General features: G+C 65.7%; 11 protein-coding genes. 3 read left to right on the top strand and 8 right to left on the bottom strand.

The window, feature by feature from the left end; translation table 11 throughout:
- Positions 1-97: 97 nt before the first annotated feature.
- Both ABIC78_RS10650 and ABIC78_RS10645 read left to right on the top strand, forming a co-directional pair.
- Positions 98-2,401: a TonB-dependent receptor gene (locus ABIC78_RS10650; protein WP_022677367.1), complete on the top strand. Its 2,304-nt coding sequence runs from the start codon at positions 98-100 to the stop codon at positions 2,399-2,401.
- Positions 2,402-2,669: 268 nt separating this feature from the next.
- Entirely contained in the window at positions 2,670-5,084 is a 2,415-nt protein-coding gene (locus ABIC78_RS10645; RefSeq protein ID WP_022677368.1) for a TonB-dependent receptor, read from the top strand.
- Between the two features lie 199 nt (positions 5,085-5,283).
- Here ABIC78_RS10645 and ABIC78_RS10640 read toward each other — a convergent pair whose 3' ends face one another.
- The 5 genes from ABIC78_RS10640 to ABIC78_RS10620 all read right to left on the bottom strand — a co-directional run bounded on the left by ABIC78_RS10640 (position 5,284) and on the right by ABIC78_RS10620 (position 9,924).
- Positions 5,284-6,456 (bottom strand): glycosyltransferase, encoded by a 1,173-nt coding sequence (locus tag ABIC78_RS10640; RefSeq protein ID WP_168351367.1) that lies wholly within the window; start codon positions 6,454-6,456, stop codon positions 5,284-5,286.
- The gene (locus tag ABIC78_RS10635) at positions 6,456-7,004 is read right to left on the bottom strand and encodes a DUF2141 domain-containing protein (protein ID WP_022677370.1); all 549 of its coding nucleotides are present in this window, start codon (positions 7,002-7,004) and stop codon (positions 6,456-6,458) included. The genes ABIC78_RS10640 and ABIC78_RS10635 overlap by 1 nt, the downstream gene beginning before the upstream one ends.
- Positions 7,001-7,900, bottom strand: coding sequence for a hypothetical protein (locus ABIC78_RS10630; RefSeq protein ID WP_062781859.1), 900 nt, complete (start codon positions 7,898-7,900; stop codon positions 7,001-7,003). The genes ABIC78_RS10635 and ABIC78_RS10630 overlap by 4 nt, the downstream gene beginning before the upstream one ends.
- Positions 7,901-8,011: 111 nt before the next feature.
- Positions 8,012-9,124 (bottom strand): glycosyltransferase, encoded by a 1,113-nt coding sequence (locus ABIC78_RS10625; RefSeq protein ID WP_354489561.1) that lies wholly within the window; start codon positions 9,122-9,124, stop codon positions 8,012-8,014.
- 20 nt (positions 9,125-9,144) lie between these two features.
- A complete protein-coding gene (locus tag ABIC78_RS10620; protein ID WP_354489559.1) occupies positions 9,145-9,924 on the bottom strand; it encodes a DUF2334 domain-containing protein in 780 nt (259 codons plus the stop codon).
- A 234-nt stretch (positions 9,925-10,158) separates the two neighbouring features.
- Between ABIC78_RS10620 and ABIC78_RS10615 the strand changes: the two genes are divergently transcribed.
- Complete coding sequence (locus tag ABIC78_RS10615; protein ID WP_354489557.1) at positions 10,159-10,839, top strand: RBBP9/YdeN family alpha/beta hydrolase; 681 nt, start codon at positions 10,159-10,161, stop codon at positions 10,837-10,839.
- A gap of 155 nt (positions 10,840-10,994) precedes the next feature.
- On the opposite strand, the gene glgX is transcribed toward ABIC78_RS10615, so the two are convergent.
- The 3 genes from glgX to glgA are packed head-to-tail and all read right to left on the bottom strand — an operon-like array spanning position 10,995 to position 15,855.
- The gene (gene glgX, locus ABIC78_RS10610; protein WP_354489805.1) at positions 10,995-12,779 is read right to left on the bottom strand and encodes a glycogen debranching protein GlgX; all 1,785 of its coding nucleotides are present in this window, start codon (positions 12,777-12,779) and stop codon (positions 10,995-10,997) included.
- Positions 12,779-14,410: an alpha-D-glucose phosphate-specific phosphoglucomutase gene (locus ABIC78_RS10605; protein ID WP_354489555.1), complete on the bottom strand. Its 1,632-nt coding sequence runs from the start codon at positions 14,408-14,410 to the stop codon at positions 12,779-12,781. Before ABIC78_RS10605 ends, glgX begins: the two co-directional genes overlap by 1 nt.
- Positions 14,407-15,855, bottom strand: a complete 1,449-nt coding sequence (gene glgA, locus ABIC78_RS10600; protein ID WP_354489553.1) for a glycogen synthase GlgA — start codon at positions 15,853-15,855, stop codon at positions 14,407-14,409. The genes ABIC78_RS10605 and glgA overlap by 4 nt, the downstream gene beginning before the upstream one ends.
- Positions 15,856-15,976: the final 121 nt, after the last annotated feature.

Here is a 15,976-nt window from a genome sequence, read left to right as displayed (position 1 = left end):
GTCATCGAAACGGCATCAATCTGAAACCGCACGGGGCTAGCCGGCGCGTCGCACCATTCCCCCTTTTGCACGGGGGCAAAATCCATGAGGGATTACCATGCGTCGCGTTTCTGCCCTGCTTGCCGGCTGCGCCGTGCTTTTCTCCTGCCCCGCCTTTGCCGCCGACGCTGCCGCGCCGGCGCCTGAATCCGCGCCCGATGCCGCCGCCAATGGCCCGGAAATCGTCGTGCTGGGCACCGGGCAAACCCGCCAGACGCAGGAAATCAAGGCCGCCGACCTGGCGATCCTGGCCTCGGGCACCAGCCCGCTCAAGGCCATTGAAAAGCTGCCCAGCGTCAACTTCCAGTCGGCTGACGCCTTCGGCAACTATGAATGGTCCACCCGCGTCACCATTCGCGGTTTCAACCAGAATCAGCTGGGCTTCACGCTCGACGGCATCCCGCTCGGCAACATGAGCTATGGTAACAACAACGGCCTGCATGTCAGCCGCGCGATCAGCCCGGAAAACATCGGCGTCACCGCCGTCAGCCAGGGTTCGGGTGCGATCGACACGCAGTCGACCAGCAACCTGGGCGGCACGCTGGAATTCAAGTCGATCGATCCGGCCGAACTGCTGCGCGATCACCACGTCGCCATCGATGCCAGCGGTTCCTATGGTTCGTCGGAAACCTGGCGCGGCTTCGGCCGTCTGGCCGTGGGCACCCCCGATGGCGTGCGCGCGTTCGGGTCGCTGCAGTACCAGAACGGCAACAAGTGGAAGGGTGATGGCCAGCAGCGCACGCTGATGACCAACTTCAAGTTCATTGCGCCTGCCGGCCGCATCAACCTGGAAGGCTGGTACAGCTATTCCGACCGCGTCGAGCAAGACTATCAGGATCTCTCGCTCGCGCTGATCGCGCGCCATGGCTACAACTGGGACAACTTCGGCCCGCACCAGTATGCCACGGCCGTGCTCGCCGCCGATGTGGGTGCCAACACCGGCTATACCGGCGTCAAGCCGACCAACCCGGCCGCCGGCACCACCTATCCCGACAACATGATCAACGCCGATGATGCCTATTACGACGCGGCCGGCCTGCGCCGTGACTGGGTCTATGCCTTTGGCGCCAGTGGCCCGCTGAACGATACGATCTCGTTCAACATCAAGTCCTACTATCACCACAACCGCGGCCAGGGCCTGTGGGGCACGCCCTATCTCGCCAGCCCGAGCGGCGTGCCGATGTCGGTGCGCACCACCGAATACGACATCAAGCGCGAAGGCGTGTTCGGCGATTTCGTGGTCGATCTGAACAAGAACAAGCTCACCGTGGGTGGCTGGGCCGAAAACAACGATTTCAACCAGGCACGCCGGTTTTATGGGCTGACCAGCCGCACCGTTCCCGGCATCGACTTCCACCACTTCCTGACCGATCCGTTCGCCACGCAGTGGTACATGGCGTACAACACCACCACGGTGCAGTACTACGTGATGGACGATATCGATCTGGGCGCGCTCAAGATCAATCTCGGCTGGAAGGGCTTTGACGTGATCAATCGTGCGTCCAAGCTGGCGGCGCAGAGCAACCTGGCGGTGGGCCGCCTCGAAGCGCGCGACTGGTTCCAGCCGCACGCTGGCCTCACCTACAAGCTGGGCGGCGGCGCCGAAGTCTTTGCCGGCTTCACCCAGGTGACGCGCGCCTTCACGGCTGACGCCACATCCAGCCCGTTCTCCACCACCCAGGCCGGCTTCAACCAGATCGCCGCCAATGGTCTCAAGCCCGAACAGTCCGATACCTATGAAGGCGGCCTGCGCGTCAACAACGGGCCGCTCAACGCCGTGCTCGGCGGTTACCTCGTCAACTTCCGCAATCGCCTGCTGACGATCCCCACCTCGGTCGGCATCGTCGGGGCGGCCAACCTGGTGCAGAACGTGGGCAACGTGCGCGCCTATGGCCTGGAAGCGGTGGTCAACTACAAGCTGCCCTACGGCTTCGCGCTGTTCGCTTCCTACAGCTACAACAACAACACCTATCGCGACAACGTGGTCACCGCGAACGGTACGGCGCTCACCGCCGGCAAGACCGTGGTCGACACGCCCAAGCACCTGGCGCGCGGCGAAATCTCGTATGACAGCAATTCGTTCTTCGGGCGCGTTGCGGTCAACTATATGTCCAAGCGCTATTTCACCTACCTCAACGACCAGTCGGTGCCGGGCCGTGCCCTGGTCGATGCCACGCTGGGCTATCGCATCGACGTGGGCCAGCGCACGCCGCTGGAAATCCAGGTCAATGGCACCAACCTGTTCGACAAGAGCTACATCGCCACGATTGGCTCCAACGGCTTCGGCTTCTCGGGCGACAACCAGACCCTGCTGGCCGGTGCGCCGCGCCAGGTCTTCGTGACGCTCAAGGCCGGATTCTGATCCACCCTGCGCGCGGGGGCCATGTGCCCCCGGGCGATTCGCCTGATCGGCCCCGCTTCGGTTCGCCCGGAGCGGGGCTTTTTTTGTGCGGACACATTTTGCCATGAAGCGCAGAAAAGTGCGGTAATCCGCCGATTTTGCTGCGGAAAATGTCAGGTTTCGGTCAAATGTGACAATTCCTGACATGCGCGCGTCACAAAAGTGCAGCCATGCCCACCTAGGGGGTGGCGCGAAGGGGCGTTTGAGCCTCACCAGTGAGGGAAATCCGATGTTGAAGAACACTGTTCGTGCCGGCCTTCTGGCCGGGGCGGGCGCGCTTGCGCTGAACGCCATGCCGGCTTTCGCGGCCGACACTGCACCGGCTGCCGATGCTGCGGCAGAAGCACCGGCAAGCGATGCTTCTGCGGGTGAAAAGGGCCTGACCGAAATCGTGGTCACCGCCACCAAGCGCGAAACCAACCTTCAGAAGACGCCGATCTCGATCAACGTCGTTTCGGCTGAAACGATCAAGGACCGCCACGTCCAGAGCCTGCTCGACCTGGCCGATGGCGCGGTGCCGTCGCTGCGCGTCGCCACGTTCGAAGCGCGCCAGACCGCGCTGACTATCGGTATTCGCGGCATCGTGCCGCTCGACGCCAACCAGCCGGCGCGCGAGCAGGGCGTGGGCGTCTATATCGATGGCGTCTACATGGGCCGCCAGCATGGCCTCAACGCCGCGCTGTTCGACATGGAACGCGTCGAAGTGCTCAAGGGCCCGCAGGGCACCCTGTTTGGCCGCAACACCGAAGGTGGCGCGCTCAGCCTCGTGTCCAAGGCGCCCTCGGGCCAGTTCGGCGGCCGCATCAGCGGTGGCTTTGGCAACTATGGTTCGTACAACGGCGAAATCCACCTCGACCTGCCCGAATACCACAACTTCTCGGTCAAGCTCGATGGCGTCGCCCAGTACCAGGGCGCCACGGTTAAGAACCCGCTCGCAGGCCAGACCGGCTGGAACTACTTCGACCGTCGCGGTGGCCGCATCGCCGTGCGCTGGAAGCCCACGAGCGATATCACCAACGATTTCAGCTATGACAACGGCTGGGACAGCAACTCGCCATTCTACAGCCAGCTGCTCAACAAGAACCCCAACGGCTGCGTTGCCGGCCCGGTTGCCGCCAACAGCAAGTGCGTGGCGCCCGGCACGGCGTTCACCACGCTGACGGGCACCGTCGTGCAGCCGCCCAGCATTGTCGTGGTCAACGGCCAGACGCGCATGAAGGTGGCCGATATCGGCGTGCCGCAGCAGCCCAGCATCGACCGCACCCACGGCTTTACCAACACCCTGAAGTGGAAGGTATCGCCCGAACTCGAACTGCGCTCGATCACCGCATGGCGCGGCGTGACCAGCGAACAGTGGGATAACTCGGGCGGCGCGCACCGCGTGCCGGTCTATGCCGCCAATGCGCCATTCAGCCGCTATTCGCTGGCCAACCTGTGGCAGCACCAGTTCAGCCAGGAACTGCAGGCTGTCGGCTCGGTCGGCATCGTCGATTACGTTGCGGGCGTGTTCTACTTCAACGAGCACGTGTCGGATAACGCCGCCACGCCCAACTCCAACATCTGGAACGCTGACGGCACCGGCTACACCATCAACACCGCCGCGTTGCAAAATCCGTTCGCCTCGATCGACCGTGCATCGGTGGCCAATTCCAAGAGCCTGGCCGGCTACGCCCAGGCGACCGTCAACCCGACCGAGGCACTGCACATCACCGTGGGCGGCCGCTACACCCACGACGAAAAGAAGGGCACGCTGGTCACGTTCCGCAATGCTGCCAATGGCAACACGCTGGACAAGACCTGGAACAAGTTCAATCCGATGGCGACCATCGCCTATGACGTGAACGATGGCCTGCATGTCTATGCCAAGTATGCCACCGGCTATCGCGCTGGCGGTGCATCCTCGCGCTCGCCCACGTATCGCGGGTTCGATCCGGAAAACGTGAAGTCCTATGAAGTCGGCCTCAAGAGCGACTTCTGGGATCACCGCGCCCGGTTCAACATCGCCGGCTACATCATGGACCGCAAGAACAGCCAGGTGGACTTCAACGCGATCTACGTGTCGGGTTCGTCCAACGTTAACGTGCTGGAAACGGTCAATGTCCCCGGTGTGACCAAGATCCGCGGCATCGAAGCCGATCTGACGGTCAAGCCGGTGGAAGGCCTGACGCTGAACGCCTCCTACGCCTATACCTACACCAAGCTGCCGCAGGTGACGAACCCGTTCACCGGCATCACCCAGAACGTCTATGTGGTGTTCACCCCGCGCAACGCGGCGTCGGGCTCGATCGACTATGCCCACCCGATCGGCACCAACGGCGCCGAAGTGCGCCTGCACTTGGATGGCAACTATTCGCAGGCCACCCAGACGTTTGACCAGTATGCCACCAAGAACGACGCTTCGGTGGTATTCAACGGCCGCCTGGCCCTGGCCGACATTCCGGTGTCGAGCACTGGCCAGAAGCTGACGGTGGGTCTGTGGGGTCGCAACCTGTTCAACACCGCCTATGTCTATCGCCGCGATCCGTCGAACTCGCTGCCTGCCTTCGCGGTTGGCACCACGGGCAAGATCGGCGGCGTGCTGGGTGACTACGGCAACTTCAACGCGCCGCGCACCTATGGCTTGGATGCCACGATCAACTTCTGATCGCGCCAGCGCACGAAACAAAGGGGCGGCGGGGAAACCTGCCGCCCCTTTTCGTTACGGTGCAAGGTTTCCACCACCCCCCGACCCCCTCCTCTGAAGAGGAGGGGGAGTTAAAGCGCCAAAACAAAAGCCCCCTCCTCTTCAGAGGAGGGGGTTGGGGGTGGTGGAAACCTTGCGCAAACCAAGCGCAAGCGCCAGATCAAGCCGCCTGGCGCGCGCCTGCCAGCACCGCTTCATAGCTGGCGAACAACTCGCGGAAATGATCGTCCATCGTGCGCGGCGGCGGCAGGTCGGCGCGGGGGCCATCCAGCCCGCTTTCGCGCGCAAGCGCATATTGCGCCACGGCTTCGGTCGCGGCAGCGGCGTTGGCGGATTCATAGATCCACCCGTTCGACGCGCGCGCCTGGTCGCTGGCGCCACCCTGGTCGGGCGCGATCAGCGGCAGGCCGCTGGCCCGGGCTTCGGCGGCGACCATGCAGAATGTCTCGGCCTCGCAGCCATGCAGCAGGGCATCGGTGCTGGCCATCACGCGGGCCAGTTCGTGGCGCTTGGTGATCGGGGCCAGCACGCGGATATGCGGGTTGCCGCCAATGCGCCGCTCGATCGCCTTGCGCTCGCGTCCCTGGCCGGCCAGCACCATGCCCACGGGGCGGCGGTTTCCCGCGGCGGTGACGGCGTCAACCAGCATGGGCCAGCGCTTTTCCGGGGCAAAGCGCCCGACGCCCAGCAGCAGCGTGGCGTCCTCTGGCAGTTCGCACAGCTCGAGCATGCCCTTGCGCAGCGCCAGATCGCGGAATTCCGGCGAGAAAATGCCGGGATCGACGCCCATCGGGTTGGTCACCACCCGCGCCAGGCCACCGGCAGTGAGCCGGTCAGACAGGCTGGCGCTGGCGCTGACGATCATGTCATAGCGCTCGTCAAGGCGGCGCAGGTGCCGCCAATAGCGCTCGAAAGCCTTGTCGATCGTGGGCCGCGTAGCCACCGGATCGAACCAGCGATAGGCATAGGCCGAGAGCGGATCGGCATGCATGATCAGCGCACGCGGCGCGTGGCCGGGCCAATCGGCAATCACGCTGGCGCTGCGCCAGGGCGACGATGCTTCGACGAAATCGGGCTTTTCCTCGTCCAGCGCGGCATAGAGCGCGGGGATGTCGGAAAACCAGCGATAGTTGAAATCGAGCGGGAACAGCTGGCTCTTCAGCCAGCGGATGCGGCCATTGGGGCCGCGCTCCTCGACATGGTCGCGCTGGCCGGGGGCGATGACGGTAATGTCATGCCCCAGCGCCGCCGCTGCCTTGAGCTTGCGATCGACATAGGTGCGCACCCCGCCGCCCTTGGGGGCGTAGAATGCGCTAACATCGACAAGCTTCATCACGCGCCCTTGAGTGGTCCCACCGACATCAGACCGTTACGGTAGTTCATCACGATCCGCAACGTGGTCGGCCCGTTTCCAGCCGAAACGGTGGCGCTGGCAGCCTTTGGCTTGGACCAGCCCAGGCGGGGGTTGCCGGAAAAGCCGATACCATCGCGCTGCCAGTTGAACTTGCGGTTGCCGTCGCGGTCATGCAGCACCGAAACGGTGTATTGGCCAGGGCCGGGCAGGCGCACGCACAGGCGTGGCGTGGGTTCGGCCGGGGTGTTCACCTCCACGCGGCGAAACGTCTTGCCCGCGCCGACCAGCACGTTGTCGTCGGCCAGGAAATCGCTGTCGTTGGCCGGATAGACTTCCAGCTTGAGCTTGCCGGTGTGGTCCTTGAGGCCCAGGATATCGACCATGAACGAGGGGCCATGCTCGCCGGGGCGGCACTGCCCTTCGGCCTTGCCGAGATCGGGGGTGGACGGCGGCAGCGGGCCGGCGCCCCCCAGCAGCAGGGCGGCGGGAATGACTGCGACAGGTGCCAGCAGGGCCAGCTTCTTCACGCGTTCTTCTCCTTCTGCACGAGATCCAGCAGCATCAGACCGATGAACAGGATCACGTGTGTGGCAACGATCAGCATCGATATCATCGCGATCATGACATCAGTCTGAACTCCCTTGCCCACGATCAGCGGCGTGATGCCGGCAAACGCGATATCCTTGTTGGGGATGAAGGGGAGGCGTGCCACCAGCAGGCGGATCGTGGAAAAGAGGATCCAGGTGCCGATCGACACCTCGGGCAGGATCAGGTGCCAGGACAAGGCGGTAAAGCCCATGCCGGCGGCGATGCGCAGGCAGTGGACCATGAAGACGAACCACAGCGCGCGGCCCGAAAGGCTGAAAATGCCCTTGCGCAGGAACGTGATGACCAGTGACGTCGCCAGGGCAAAGGCGATGGCCGAAACGATCAGCCAGGTGTTCTGGCCGAAATCGACCCGCCCGCTGACATACCAGGTAATGCCCATCATCAGGATCGTGATGATGTTGCCGGCCAGCGCCGAAAGGATCGCCACGTCCTTCACCGCGCCAAAGGGCGAGCCCTCCATCTTCACATGGCGGCGCGCCCAGTCGTAGAAATAGACTTCCCCGACATAGCCCAGCAGCAGTTCGTTGCCGACCAGCTTCTTGAGCAGGGGCGCCAGGCCCGAAAACGGGATGCCCCACAGCTTGCGGAAGATCACCCAGTCGGCCACCGGCCCGGCGAAATAGCTGGCGGCCAGCACCAGCCAGATCAGCGGGGAGCGCGGGATGATCGATACGACCATCAGCCAGTTGAGCTGGCGCAGCTGCCACAGCACGGCGCACAGGATCGCCACCGAAACGGCGGGGCCCAGATAGGCGCTCCATTTGCGCAGGCCGCTGGCTTGAGGAGCGGTCTCGGGAATCGCGGGTGTCGTCATCGTTTCTCGTTCAGGCCCGGGCGCGGCGTTACAGCGAACATGGTCGCCGCGCTATCCGCTTTCTGCGGGTTGGCGTGCGCGACGGGTTCGCCCGTGCCGGGCAGCGGGTGATCAGCCATGGGCCAGTCGCTGCATTTCAACGACATAGCTTTGGGCGGCAATTTCCACAGTAAAACGGCGCGCCTGGGCGCGGGCGGCGGCCGAATCGAACGGCAGGCTGGTGATGCGATCCATCGCCGCGGCCAGCGCCGGCGCGTCGCGCACCGGCACGAGCAGGCCAAAGCGGCCCTGGCCGAGCAGATCGCCCATGCTCACGCTGCATGTCGTGGCGACCACCGGCAGCCCGGCGGCCAGCGCCTCGGGCACCACGGCGGGCACACCTTCATAATCGGATGACATGACCAGCGCATCGGCGCCAAGCAGCGCGGCGGACACCGGATTGACATGGCCGGGCAGATCGACCCGATCGGCAATGCCCAGGCTGCGCGCGAGGGCTTCCAGGCTCTTGCGTGCCGATCCTTCGCCCAGGATGGTCAACCGGTCATCGCCCCGCGCAATCCGGGCAAAGGCGCGCAGCAGCAGCGGAAAGTTCTTTTGCGCTGCCAGCCGGCCGATCGCCAGGAAGCGGCGCCCGCCGGCCGCATCGCGCGGCGGGCGGGGCAGGGCTTCGAGGTGGGCGATCTGCGCCTCGTCCAGCGCGGGGTCATCGATGATCGCGACGCGTTCGGGCGGCACGCGCATCAGCGTTTCCAGTTCGGCCCGCATCGGCGCGGCCATGCCCACCAGCCGATCGAGCATGCGGCCCTGGATCTTGAGCCACAGGCGATAGAACGGCCGCGCCGGGGCGGGCAGATCGGCCCGCGCCAGATCGTTGCTGATCTTGGCCAGGATCGGCGGGCAGCGCTTGCCCAGCAGCAGCCGCATGGTCACGGCCACCACGGTATAGGAATTGCCCGCGCAAAACAGCACGTCGGGGCGGTGGCGGCGGATCGCGCCCGGCAGGCGCAGCATCATCCACAGCGTTTCCCACGCTGCGGTGGGCACGCCATGGCTATCGAACACATCGGCCTCCAGCCCCGGCCACTCGGCGCGCATGGCGCCAGCCACGCGGCCCAGCACCAGGCGCGCATCGACGCCCTGCGCCAGCCAGGCGCGGTGCAGGCGCAGCGCCACGCGCTCCACCCCGCCCGGCTCGAAGCTGTGCAGGAAGGTCAGAACGCGCAAAGGTCGATGCGTGGTCGCGGTCAAAACAGGCTCGTCGGGCCGCTCAGGCTGGCATAGCGCGCCGGCACGTGGCTCTTGGCAAAGCGTGCCAGCGTGGCATCGATCGAGCGCAGCAGGGCAGGCACCGTGGTATCGCCGGGATGCACCGCCACGCGCACCGTCCGCGTCAGCGGCAGCGCCTGGCGCGCCAGGGCGGAAAACCACAGCGAAGAGCGGATGCGCGCCTTGCTGCGGCTGGCCCAGGTGATCACCGGCCCCTTGGCCAGCACTTCGCCGCTTTGCGGGCGCCACACTTTCATGTGGTCTTCGGCCAGGGCAAAGCCCAGGTCGGCCATGGCCTGGTGCGCGCCGGGGCCATAGAGCCAGGCCGGGGCGATGAAGCCGGTGACCGGGCGCCCCAGGATATCTTCGACCAGCGCCTTGCCCTGCGCCATGCGGGCCAGCGCCTCGGCATGGGGCAGGTTGAGGAATTCGCCCTCGCCGGCGGTCATGTGCTTGCCCTTGAAGCCGGCCAGGCCTTGCTCCGCGGGGGTTTCGTCCTTGTGGCACCAGCCGTGCAGGAACATCTCGATGCCCATGTCAGCCCATTGCCGCAGCCGCGCCTGGAACGCGGCATTGCCCGCCAGCGGCGCACCGCGCCAGTGATCCGGGATCACCAGCATGGCAAACTTGCCCATGCCGAGATGGCCGGACAGGCGCTCTGCCAGGGCATCGACCTGCGCTTCGAAACGCGGGCTGACATCGTGGATCGAGGCCAGCAGGCGCTTGCGCGGCGCATCGGGAATCGCTGGTGCTGTCATGCCGGAAACGCTCGTGATCCCTTTCGTGGCGGCGCCAAGGCCCCCCTTGCACCGGCCCATGGGCCTGTCGCAAACGGCGGGAAAATGCAACCGGCTTCCCGCCATTTGCCACCGGGCGCAAACCGCTGTCGCTTCATCGCCAGATGATTGTCTATCTCGAAGATTGAGTTATCTCTTGTTCATGTCGGGACGTAAACCGAGTCGACCGGCCGCTTCCTTGGTGGGAGAACTTGTATGGCCCATGAACATGCCTTTAGCCGCACTGCCGATCCGATCATCCTGACCGTGCCGGGGCTGGACAATTCCGGCCCTGACCACTGGCAAACCATTTGGGAACAGACACTTCCCGATTGCCACCGGGTTGACCTCGGGCTGTGGAACGATCCGCATCGCAACACCTGGGTCAACAAGCTGGCCCTGGCGATCCAGCGTGCCAACGAAGGGGCCGGGCGCCCCGTCGTGCTGGTGGCGCATAGCCTGGGCTGCCTGGCGGTGGCCTGGTGGGCGGAATATGAACGCCTGGCCAATGGCCCACGCCATATGCCGGTGATCGGCGCCCTGCTGGTGGCGCCGCCCGATGTGGAAGACGGGGTGAAAGACCGCCGCCTGACGCGCTTTGCCCCGGTGCCCGAAACCGAACTGCCGTTCCCGGCGATCGTGGTGGGCAGCCGCGATGATCGCTATGCCACGCCCGGGGCCACGCGCCGCCTGGCCCAACGCTGGGGCGCGCGCTTTGCCGATGCCGGTGCTGCCGGGCACATCAATGCGCAATCGGGCCTGGGTGAGTGGGCGTTCGGCCGCCTGCTGCTCAACCGGCTGCTGCCCCGCGCGCTGTCGCTCGATGACGGTCAGGCCACTTATGTGCCCACGCCGCGCCGCTTCGTCGATCCGGCCCTGCGCCGCCTGGGGGCGTGACAAGGCGTTGAATCTCCCCTCCTCTTCAGAGGAGGGGTTGGGGGTGGTGCGAAGCCTTGTGCAAGGTGTCCACCACCCCCCGACCCCCTCCTCTAAAGAGGATGGGGAGGACAAATTTCTATGATCCGTTCGCCCTGAGCTTGTCGAAGGGCCCCTCAGCCCAGCGCTACCCCATCGTTCCGGCTCACCCGAAAACCGGGCCGCGCATGATCGGGCGCACGCCATTGCACCCCTGGCGTCGCCGGATCTTCCCATCGCCCGCCGTCCATCGCGGCGCCGTCGAGCGCCAGCCATTGGCCATTCTCGGGAAAACGCGCCAGGTCACCCGTTCGAGCGGCAGAAAGCCGCGCCACGAAATCCTCAAGATCCCGATCGCGTGCCTGCCAGTCGATCCATGACAGCGGATTGTCCTGCGAATAGGCATTGTTGTTGCCCTGCTGGCTGCGGCCAAACTCGTCACCGGCGGTCAGCATGATCGTGCCGGTTGACGCAAACAGCGTGCCCAGCAGCGCGCGCTGGGCTGCCTGGCGTCGCGCCAGCACGGCAGGATCGTCGCTCGGTCCTTCGGCGCCGTTGTTCCATGAATAGTTCTCGTCGTGCCCGTCGCGGTTGTCTTCGCCATTGGCCTCGTTGTGCTTGTGGGCAAAGGCCACGCAATCGGCCAGGGTAAAGCCATCGTGCGCCGCCAGGAAATTGACGCTGCGGCACGGTGAGCTGTCACACGGCCCGAATATGTCGGCCGAGCCGGCCAGGCGCGTGGCGAGTGCGCCCAATGCTCCATCGCCGCGCCAGAACCGTCGCATGTCATCGCGAAAGCGGTCGTTCCATTCCAGCCAGTTGGCCGGAAACTGGCCGAGTTGATAGCCGCCCGGCCCAATATCCCACGGTTCGGCAATCAACACGCGGTCTGCCAACAGCGGATCGGCCGCGATCTCGGCAAAGATCGGGGCATCGGCGGCAAAGCCTGGCCCGCGCGCCATAACCGGCGCCAGATCGAAGCGGAAGCCATCGACCCCGGCATGGGCCACGAAATGGCGCAGCGCATCGATCGTCAACTGGCGGACGTGAGGCTGCGCGAAATCGAGCGTGTTGCCACAGCCAGTGTCGTTGATCAGGCTACCATCCGTAGCATGGCCATAGGCGGCGTTGTCCAGCCCGCGCAGGCTGACGATCGGCCCGGCCACATCGCTTTCGCCGGTGTGGTTGAACACCAGGTCAAGGATCGTGCCGATCCCCGCCCCGCGCAGGGCGGCGACGGTCTGGCGCAGTTCGGCGATCCCGCCCGGGCACAGCCCCGGATCGAGCGCCATGAACGCCACCGGATTATAACCCCAGGCATTGCGCAAGCCGAGCGGGGGCAGATGGCGCTCGCCGATCCATGCCACGATCGGCATCAGTTCCACTGCATTGACGCCCAGCTTGGTCAGATGCGCCAGCACGGCGGGATGGGCCAGCGCTGCCACTGTGCCGCGCAGATGCTGGGGCACTTCGGGATGCAGCATGGTAAAGGCGCGCACGTTCAGTTCATAAACCAGCCCGCCCGGCGCAAACAGCGGCGGGGCAGGGGGCACGGTAGGCAGATCGCCCGGCACGATGGCCTTGGGCACCAGTGCAGCCGTATCAATACCCAGCGCGGAAAGCGCAGGATCATAGACAAAGCGCTGGTCCAGTTCGACGGCATGGGGATCGACCAGCAGCTTGGCCGGATCGAACCACAGCCCGCGTTCAGGCGCCCACGCCCCATCCGCGCGATAGCCATAGCGCGCGCCGGCGTGGTCGCCCGGCAGGGGCAGCGCCCAATCGTCGCCCTCGCGCACCATGGCGTGGCGCGTTTCGGCGTCGCGTGCATCAAACAGGCACAGCCACACCGCATCGGCCAGCGGCGCGCGTACCTGCCAGGTGGTGCCACCGGGGCCGGTATGCGCGCCATGGGCCACGATCAGGTGATCACGTCGGGTGCGGTGCGGCCGGTGTGGGCCACGATGCCGGCCACGGCATCGGCCGCGGCAATCAGGTCGGCCAGCATCTCGCCGGTGTCACGGTCGAGATAGCCGTCTGCCGGCTCATAGCGTTCGAGATAGACGCGCAGCGTTGCCCCTTCGGTGCCGGTGCCAGACAGGCGGAAGACGATGCGCGATCCGCCTTCGAACAGCACGCGCAGGCCCTGGTTGGCGCTGGTGCTGCCATCGACGGGATCGAGATAGGAAAAGCTGTCTGCCGTGGCGACAGTCAGCGGGCCAAAGCTCTGCCCCGGCAGGCTGGCGAGCTTGCCGTTCAGCGCGGCCATCAGGGCATCGGCCTGCTCGGTGGGCAGCCCTTCATAATCGTGCCGCGCGTAATAGTTGCGGCCAAACTTTGCCCAGTGTTCGCGCGCCAGTTCGTCCACGCTGATCTTGCGCACGGCGAGGATATTGAGCCACAGCAGCACGGCCCACAGGCCGTCCTTCTCGCGCACATGGTCCGATCCGGTGCCGGCGCTTTCCTCGCCGCAGATCGTCGCCATGCCCGCGTCGAGTAGGTTGCCGAAGAACTTCCAGCCGGTAGGCGTCTCGTAATAGGGGATGCCCAGCGCCTCGGCCACGCGATCGGCCGCCGCGCTGGTCGGCATCGAGCGGGCGATCCCGGCCAGGCCCCGGGCATAGCCAGGCGCGAGGTGGGCATTGGCGGCCAGCATGGCCAGGCTGTCGGACGGGGTGATGAAACGGCCCTTGCCGACGATCAGGTTGCGATCGCCATCGCCATCCGATGCCGCGCCGAAATCGGGCGCATCGGGGCCGAACATGGTATCGAACAGCCCCTTGGCATGGACCATGTTGGGATCAGGGTGATGCCCGCCGAAATCCTCCAGCGGCACGCCGTGGCGCACCGTGCCGGGCGCAAAGCCCAGCCGCTTTTCCAGGATTTCCGTGGCATAGGGGCCGGTCACGGCATGCATGGCATCGAACGCCATGGTCAGGCCATCGGCCACGGCAGCGCGGATCGCGGCAAAATCGAACAGCGTTTCCATCAGGTCGGCATAGTCTGCCACCGGATCGATCACTGAAACCTGGCACCCGCCCACGTCCACGCTGCCGCAGGTATCAAGGTCGATGTCAGCGGCATCCACCGCCAGCCAGCGGTCGATCGTCTGCGTGCGGGCATAGATCGCCTCGGTCACGCCTTCGGGCGCCGGTCCGCCATTGGCTATGTTGTACTTGATGCCGAAATCCTCGTCCGGCCCGCCGGGGTTGTGGCTGGCCGAAAGGATCAGGCCGCCGCTCGCCTGATAGCGACGGATCACGTTGCTTGCCGCCGGGGTGGACAGGATGCCGCCCTGGCCGACCAGCACCTGGCCATAGCCATTGGCCGCCGCCATGCGGATCGCCTGCTGGATCACCGTGCGGTTGTGGTAGCGCCCGTCGCCACCGATCACCAAGGTGCTGCCGGGCGCGCGCTCCACCACGTCGAATACCGCCTGGATGAAGTTTTCGGCATAGCCTGGCTGGGCGAACACGCGCACTTTCTTGCGCAGGCCCGAGGTGCCTGGCTTCTGCCCGGCATAGGGCGTGGTCTGGTGGGTGGTGATCGTCATTCTGCCCCCGCAAGTTGGCGATAGAGCGCGGCATAGGCCTGCCCGCTGCGCTTCCATGAAAAGTCCGTCTTCATGCCTGTTCGCTGCATCTGCGTCCAGACATCACGCTGCCCATAAAGGGCAATCGTGCGCGTTATCGCATCTGCGAAAGAAGGATAGGTGACACCGTGGAACGTCACCCCGGTGGCCGCCTGGCCGTTGATCGCCGCCAGGTTGGCATCCACCACGGTATCGGCCAGGCCCCCGGTATGCGCCACCACCGGCACGCAGCCATAGGCCAGGCCATAGAGCTGCGTGAGGCCGCAAGGTTCGAACCGGCTGGGCACCAGGATCGCGTCGCCGCCGCCCTGCATGCGGTGCGACAGCGCCTCGTCATAGCCGATGCGCAAGGCGACCCGCCCGGGATGGCGCGCAGCGGCAGCATGCAGGCCGGCCTCCATCGCGGGGTCGCCCGCGCCGAGCAGCGCCAGCCGTCCGCCCAGGCCAACCAGATGGTCGATCACTTCCAGCAGCACGTCGATGCCCTTCTGCCAGGTCAGCCGGGTGACGCACACGAATAGCGGCCCATCGCCCTGTTCCAGATGAAACTCCCGCTCCAGCGCGCGCTTGTTGGCGGCACGCCGGGCGAGCGAGCGCCAGGAATAGGTCTGCAGCAGGTGCTGGTCGGTTTCAGGGTTCCACACCGCCGGATCGATGCCGTTGACGATGCCGTGCACACGATCGCCCTTGGTAGCGATCAGGCCTTCCAGCCCCATGCCAAAGGCAGGATCGCGGATTTCGCGGGCATAGGTCGGGCTGACCGTGGTGATCGCGCTGGCGCTTTCCAGCCCGGCTTTCAAAAAGCCCACGCCGCCGTGGTATTCCACCCCGTCGATCGCCCAGGCCCACGATGGCAGCCCCAGCAGGGCAAAGATATCGGCGCCGTAATAGCCCTGGAACGCCATGTTGTGGATGGTCATGACCGAGGGGATCGCCGTGCCGGCGGGGGCAAAGCGCATATAGGCTGGCGCCATCGCCGCCTGCCAATCGTGGGCATGGGCCAGATCGAAGCCCAAGCCCTTCACCGCGCCGCCGGCGACATCGGCGGCCGCGCGGCCAAACGCGGCAAAGCGGCGCCAATTGTCACCCCAGTCGCGCCCGGCGAGATCGGCATAGGGGCCGCCGTCGCGGGCAAACAGGTTGGGACTGTCGACCACCAGCAGCGGATGGCTGCCCAGCTTGCCCGCCAGCAGCCGGGCCGGCTCGCCCAGCAGGCTGTCCCACTGGTGGATCGCTTTGGCCTTGCCCAGCGCCTTGGTCACGGCGGGATAGCCCGGCAGGATCGTGGTCATCGCCACGCCATGCGGCGCCACCGCATCGGGCAGGGCGCCGGCCACATCGGCCAGCCCCCCGGTCTTGATCAGTGGCACCGCTTCGGATGCGATGGAAAGAACGCGCAAGGTCATTCCAGTCTCCCCGGCCAGCCAGCCGGTCTCAAGCCATCTTTGTTCCTCTCCTTCGTCACCCCGAACTTGGTCCGGGGTCCAGCTTGCGGCCTTTGGCGGAACAAGCGGAAAGAAGCGGGGC

It is taken from the genome of Novosphingobium sp. 1529, assembly GCF_040544855.1.
In the GTDB taxonomy this organism is placed as follows: domain Bacteria; phylum Pseudomonadota; class Alphaproteobacteria; order Sphingomonadales; family Sphingomonadaceae; genus Novosphingobium; species Novosphingobium capsulatum.
This window is presented reverse-complemented; position numbering and strand designations above follow the sequence as displayed.

Excerpts from the sequence above, each read along its gene's own strand:
- ABIC78_RS10650 (WP_022677367.1), top strand. The coding sequence starts at position 98 with ATGCGTCGCGTTTCTGCCCTGCTTGCCGGCTGCGCCGTGCTTTTCTCC.
- ABIC78_RS10645 (WP_022677368.1), top strand. The coding sequence starts at position 2,670 with ATGTTGAAGAACACTGTTCGTGCCGGCCTTCTGGCCGGGGCGGGCGCG.
- ABIC78_RS10640 (WP_168351367.1), bottom strand. The coding sequence starts at position 6,456 with ATGAAGCTTGTCGATGTTAGCGCATTCTACGCCCCCAAGGGCGGCGGG.
- ABIC78_RS10630 (WP_062781859.1), bottom strand. The coding sequence starts at position 7,900 with ATGACGACACCCGCGATTCCCGAGACCGCTCCTCAAGCCAGCGGCCTG.
- ABIC78_RS10620 (WP_354489559.1), bottom strand. The coding sequence starts at position 9,924 with ATGACAGCACCAGCGATTCCCGATGCGCCGCGCAAGCGCCTGCTGGCC.
- ABIC78_RS10615 (WP_354489557.1), top strand. The coding sequence starts at position 10,159 with ATGGCCCATGAACATGCCTTTAGCCGCACTGCCGATCCGATCATCCTG.
- ABIC78_RS10605 (WP_354489555.1), bottom strand. The coding sequence starts at position 14,410 with ATGACGATCACCACCCACCAGACCACGCCCTATGCCGGGCAGAAGCCA.
- glgA (WP_354489553.1), bottom strand. The coding sequence starts at position 15,855 with ATGACCTTGCGCGTTCTTTCCATCGCATCCGAAGCGGTGCCACTGATC.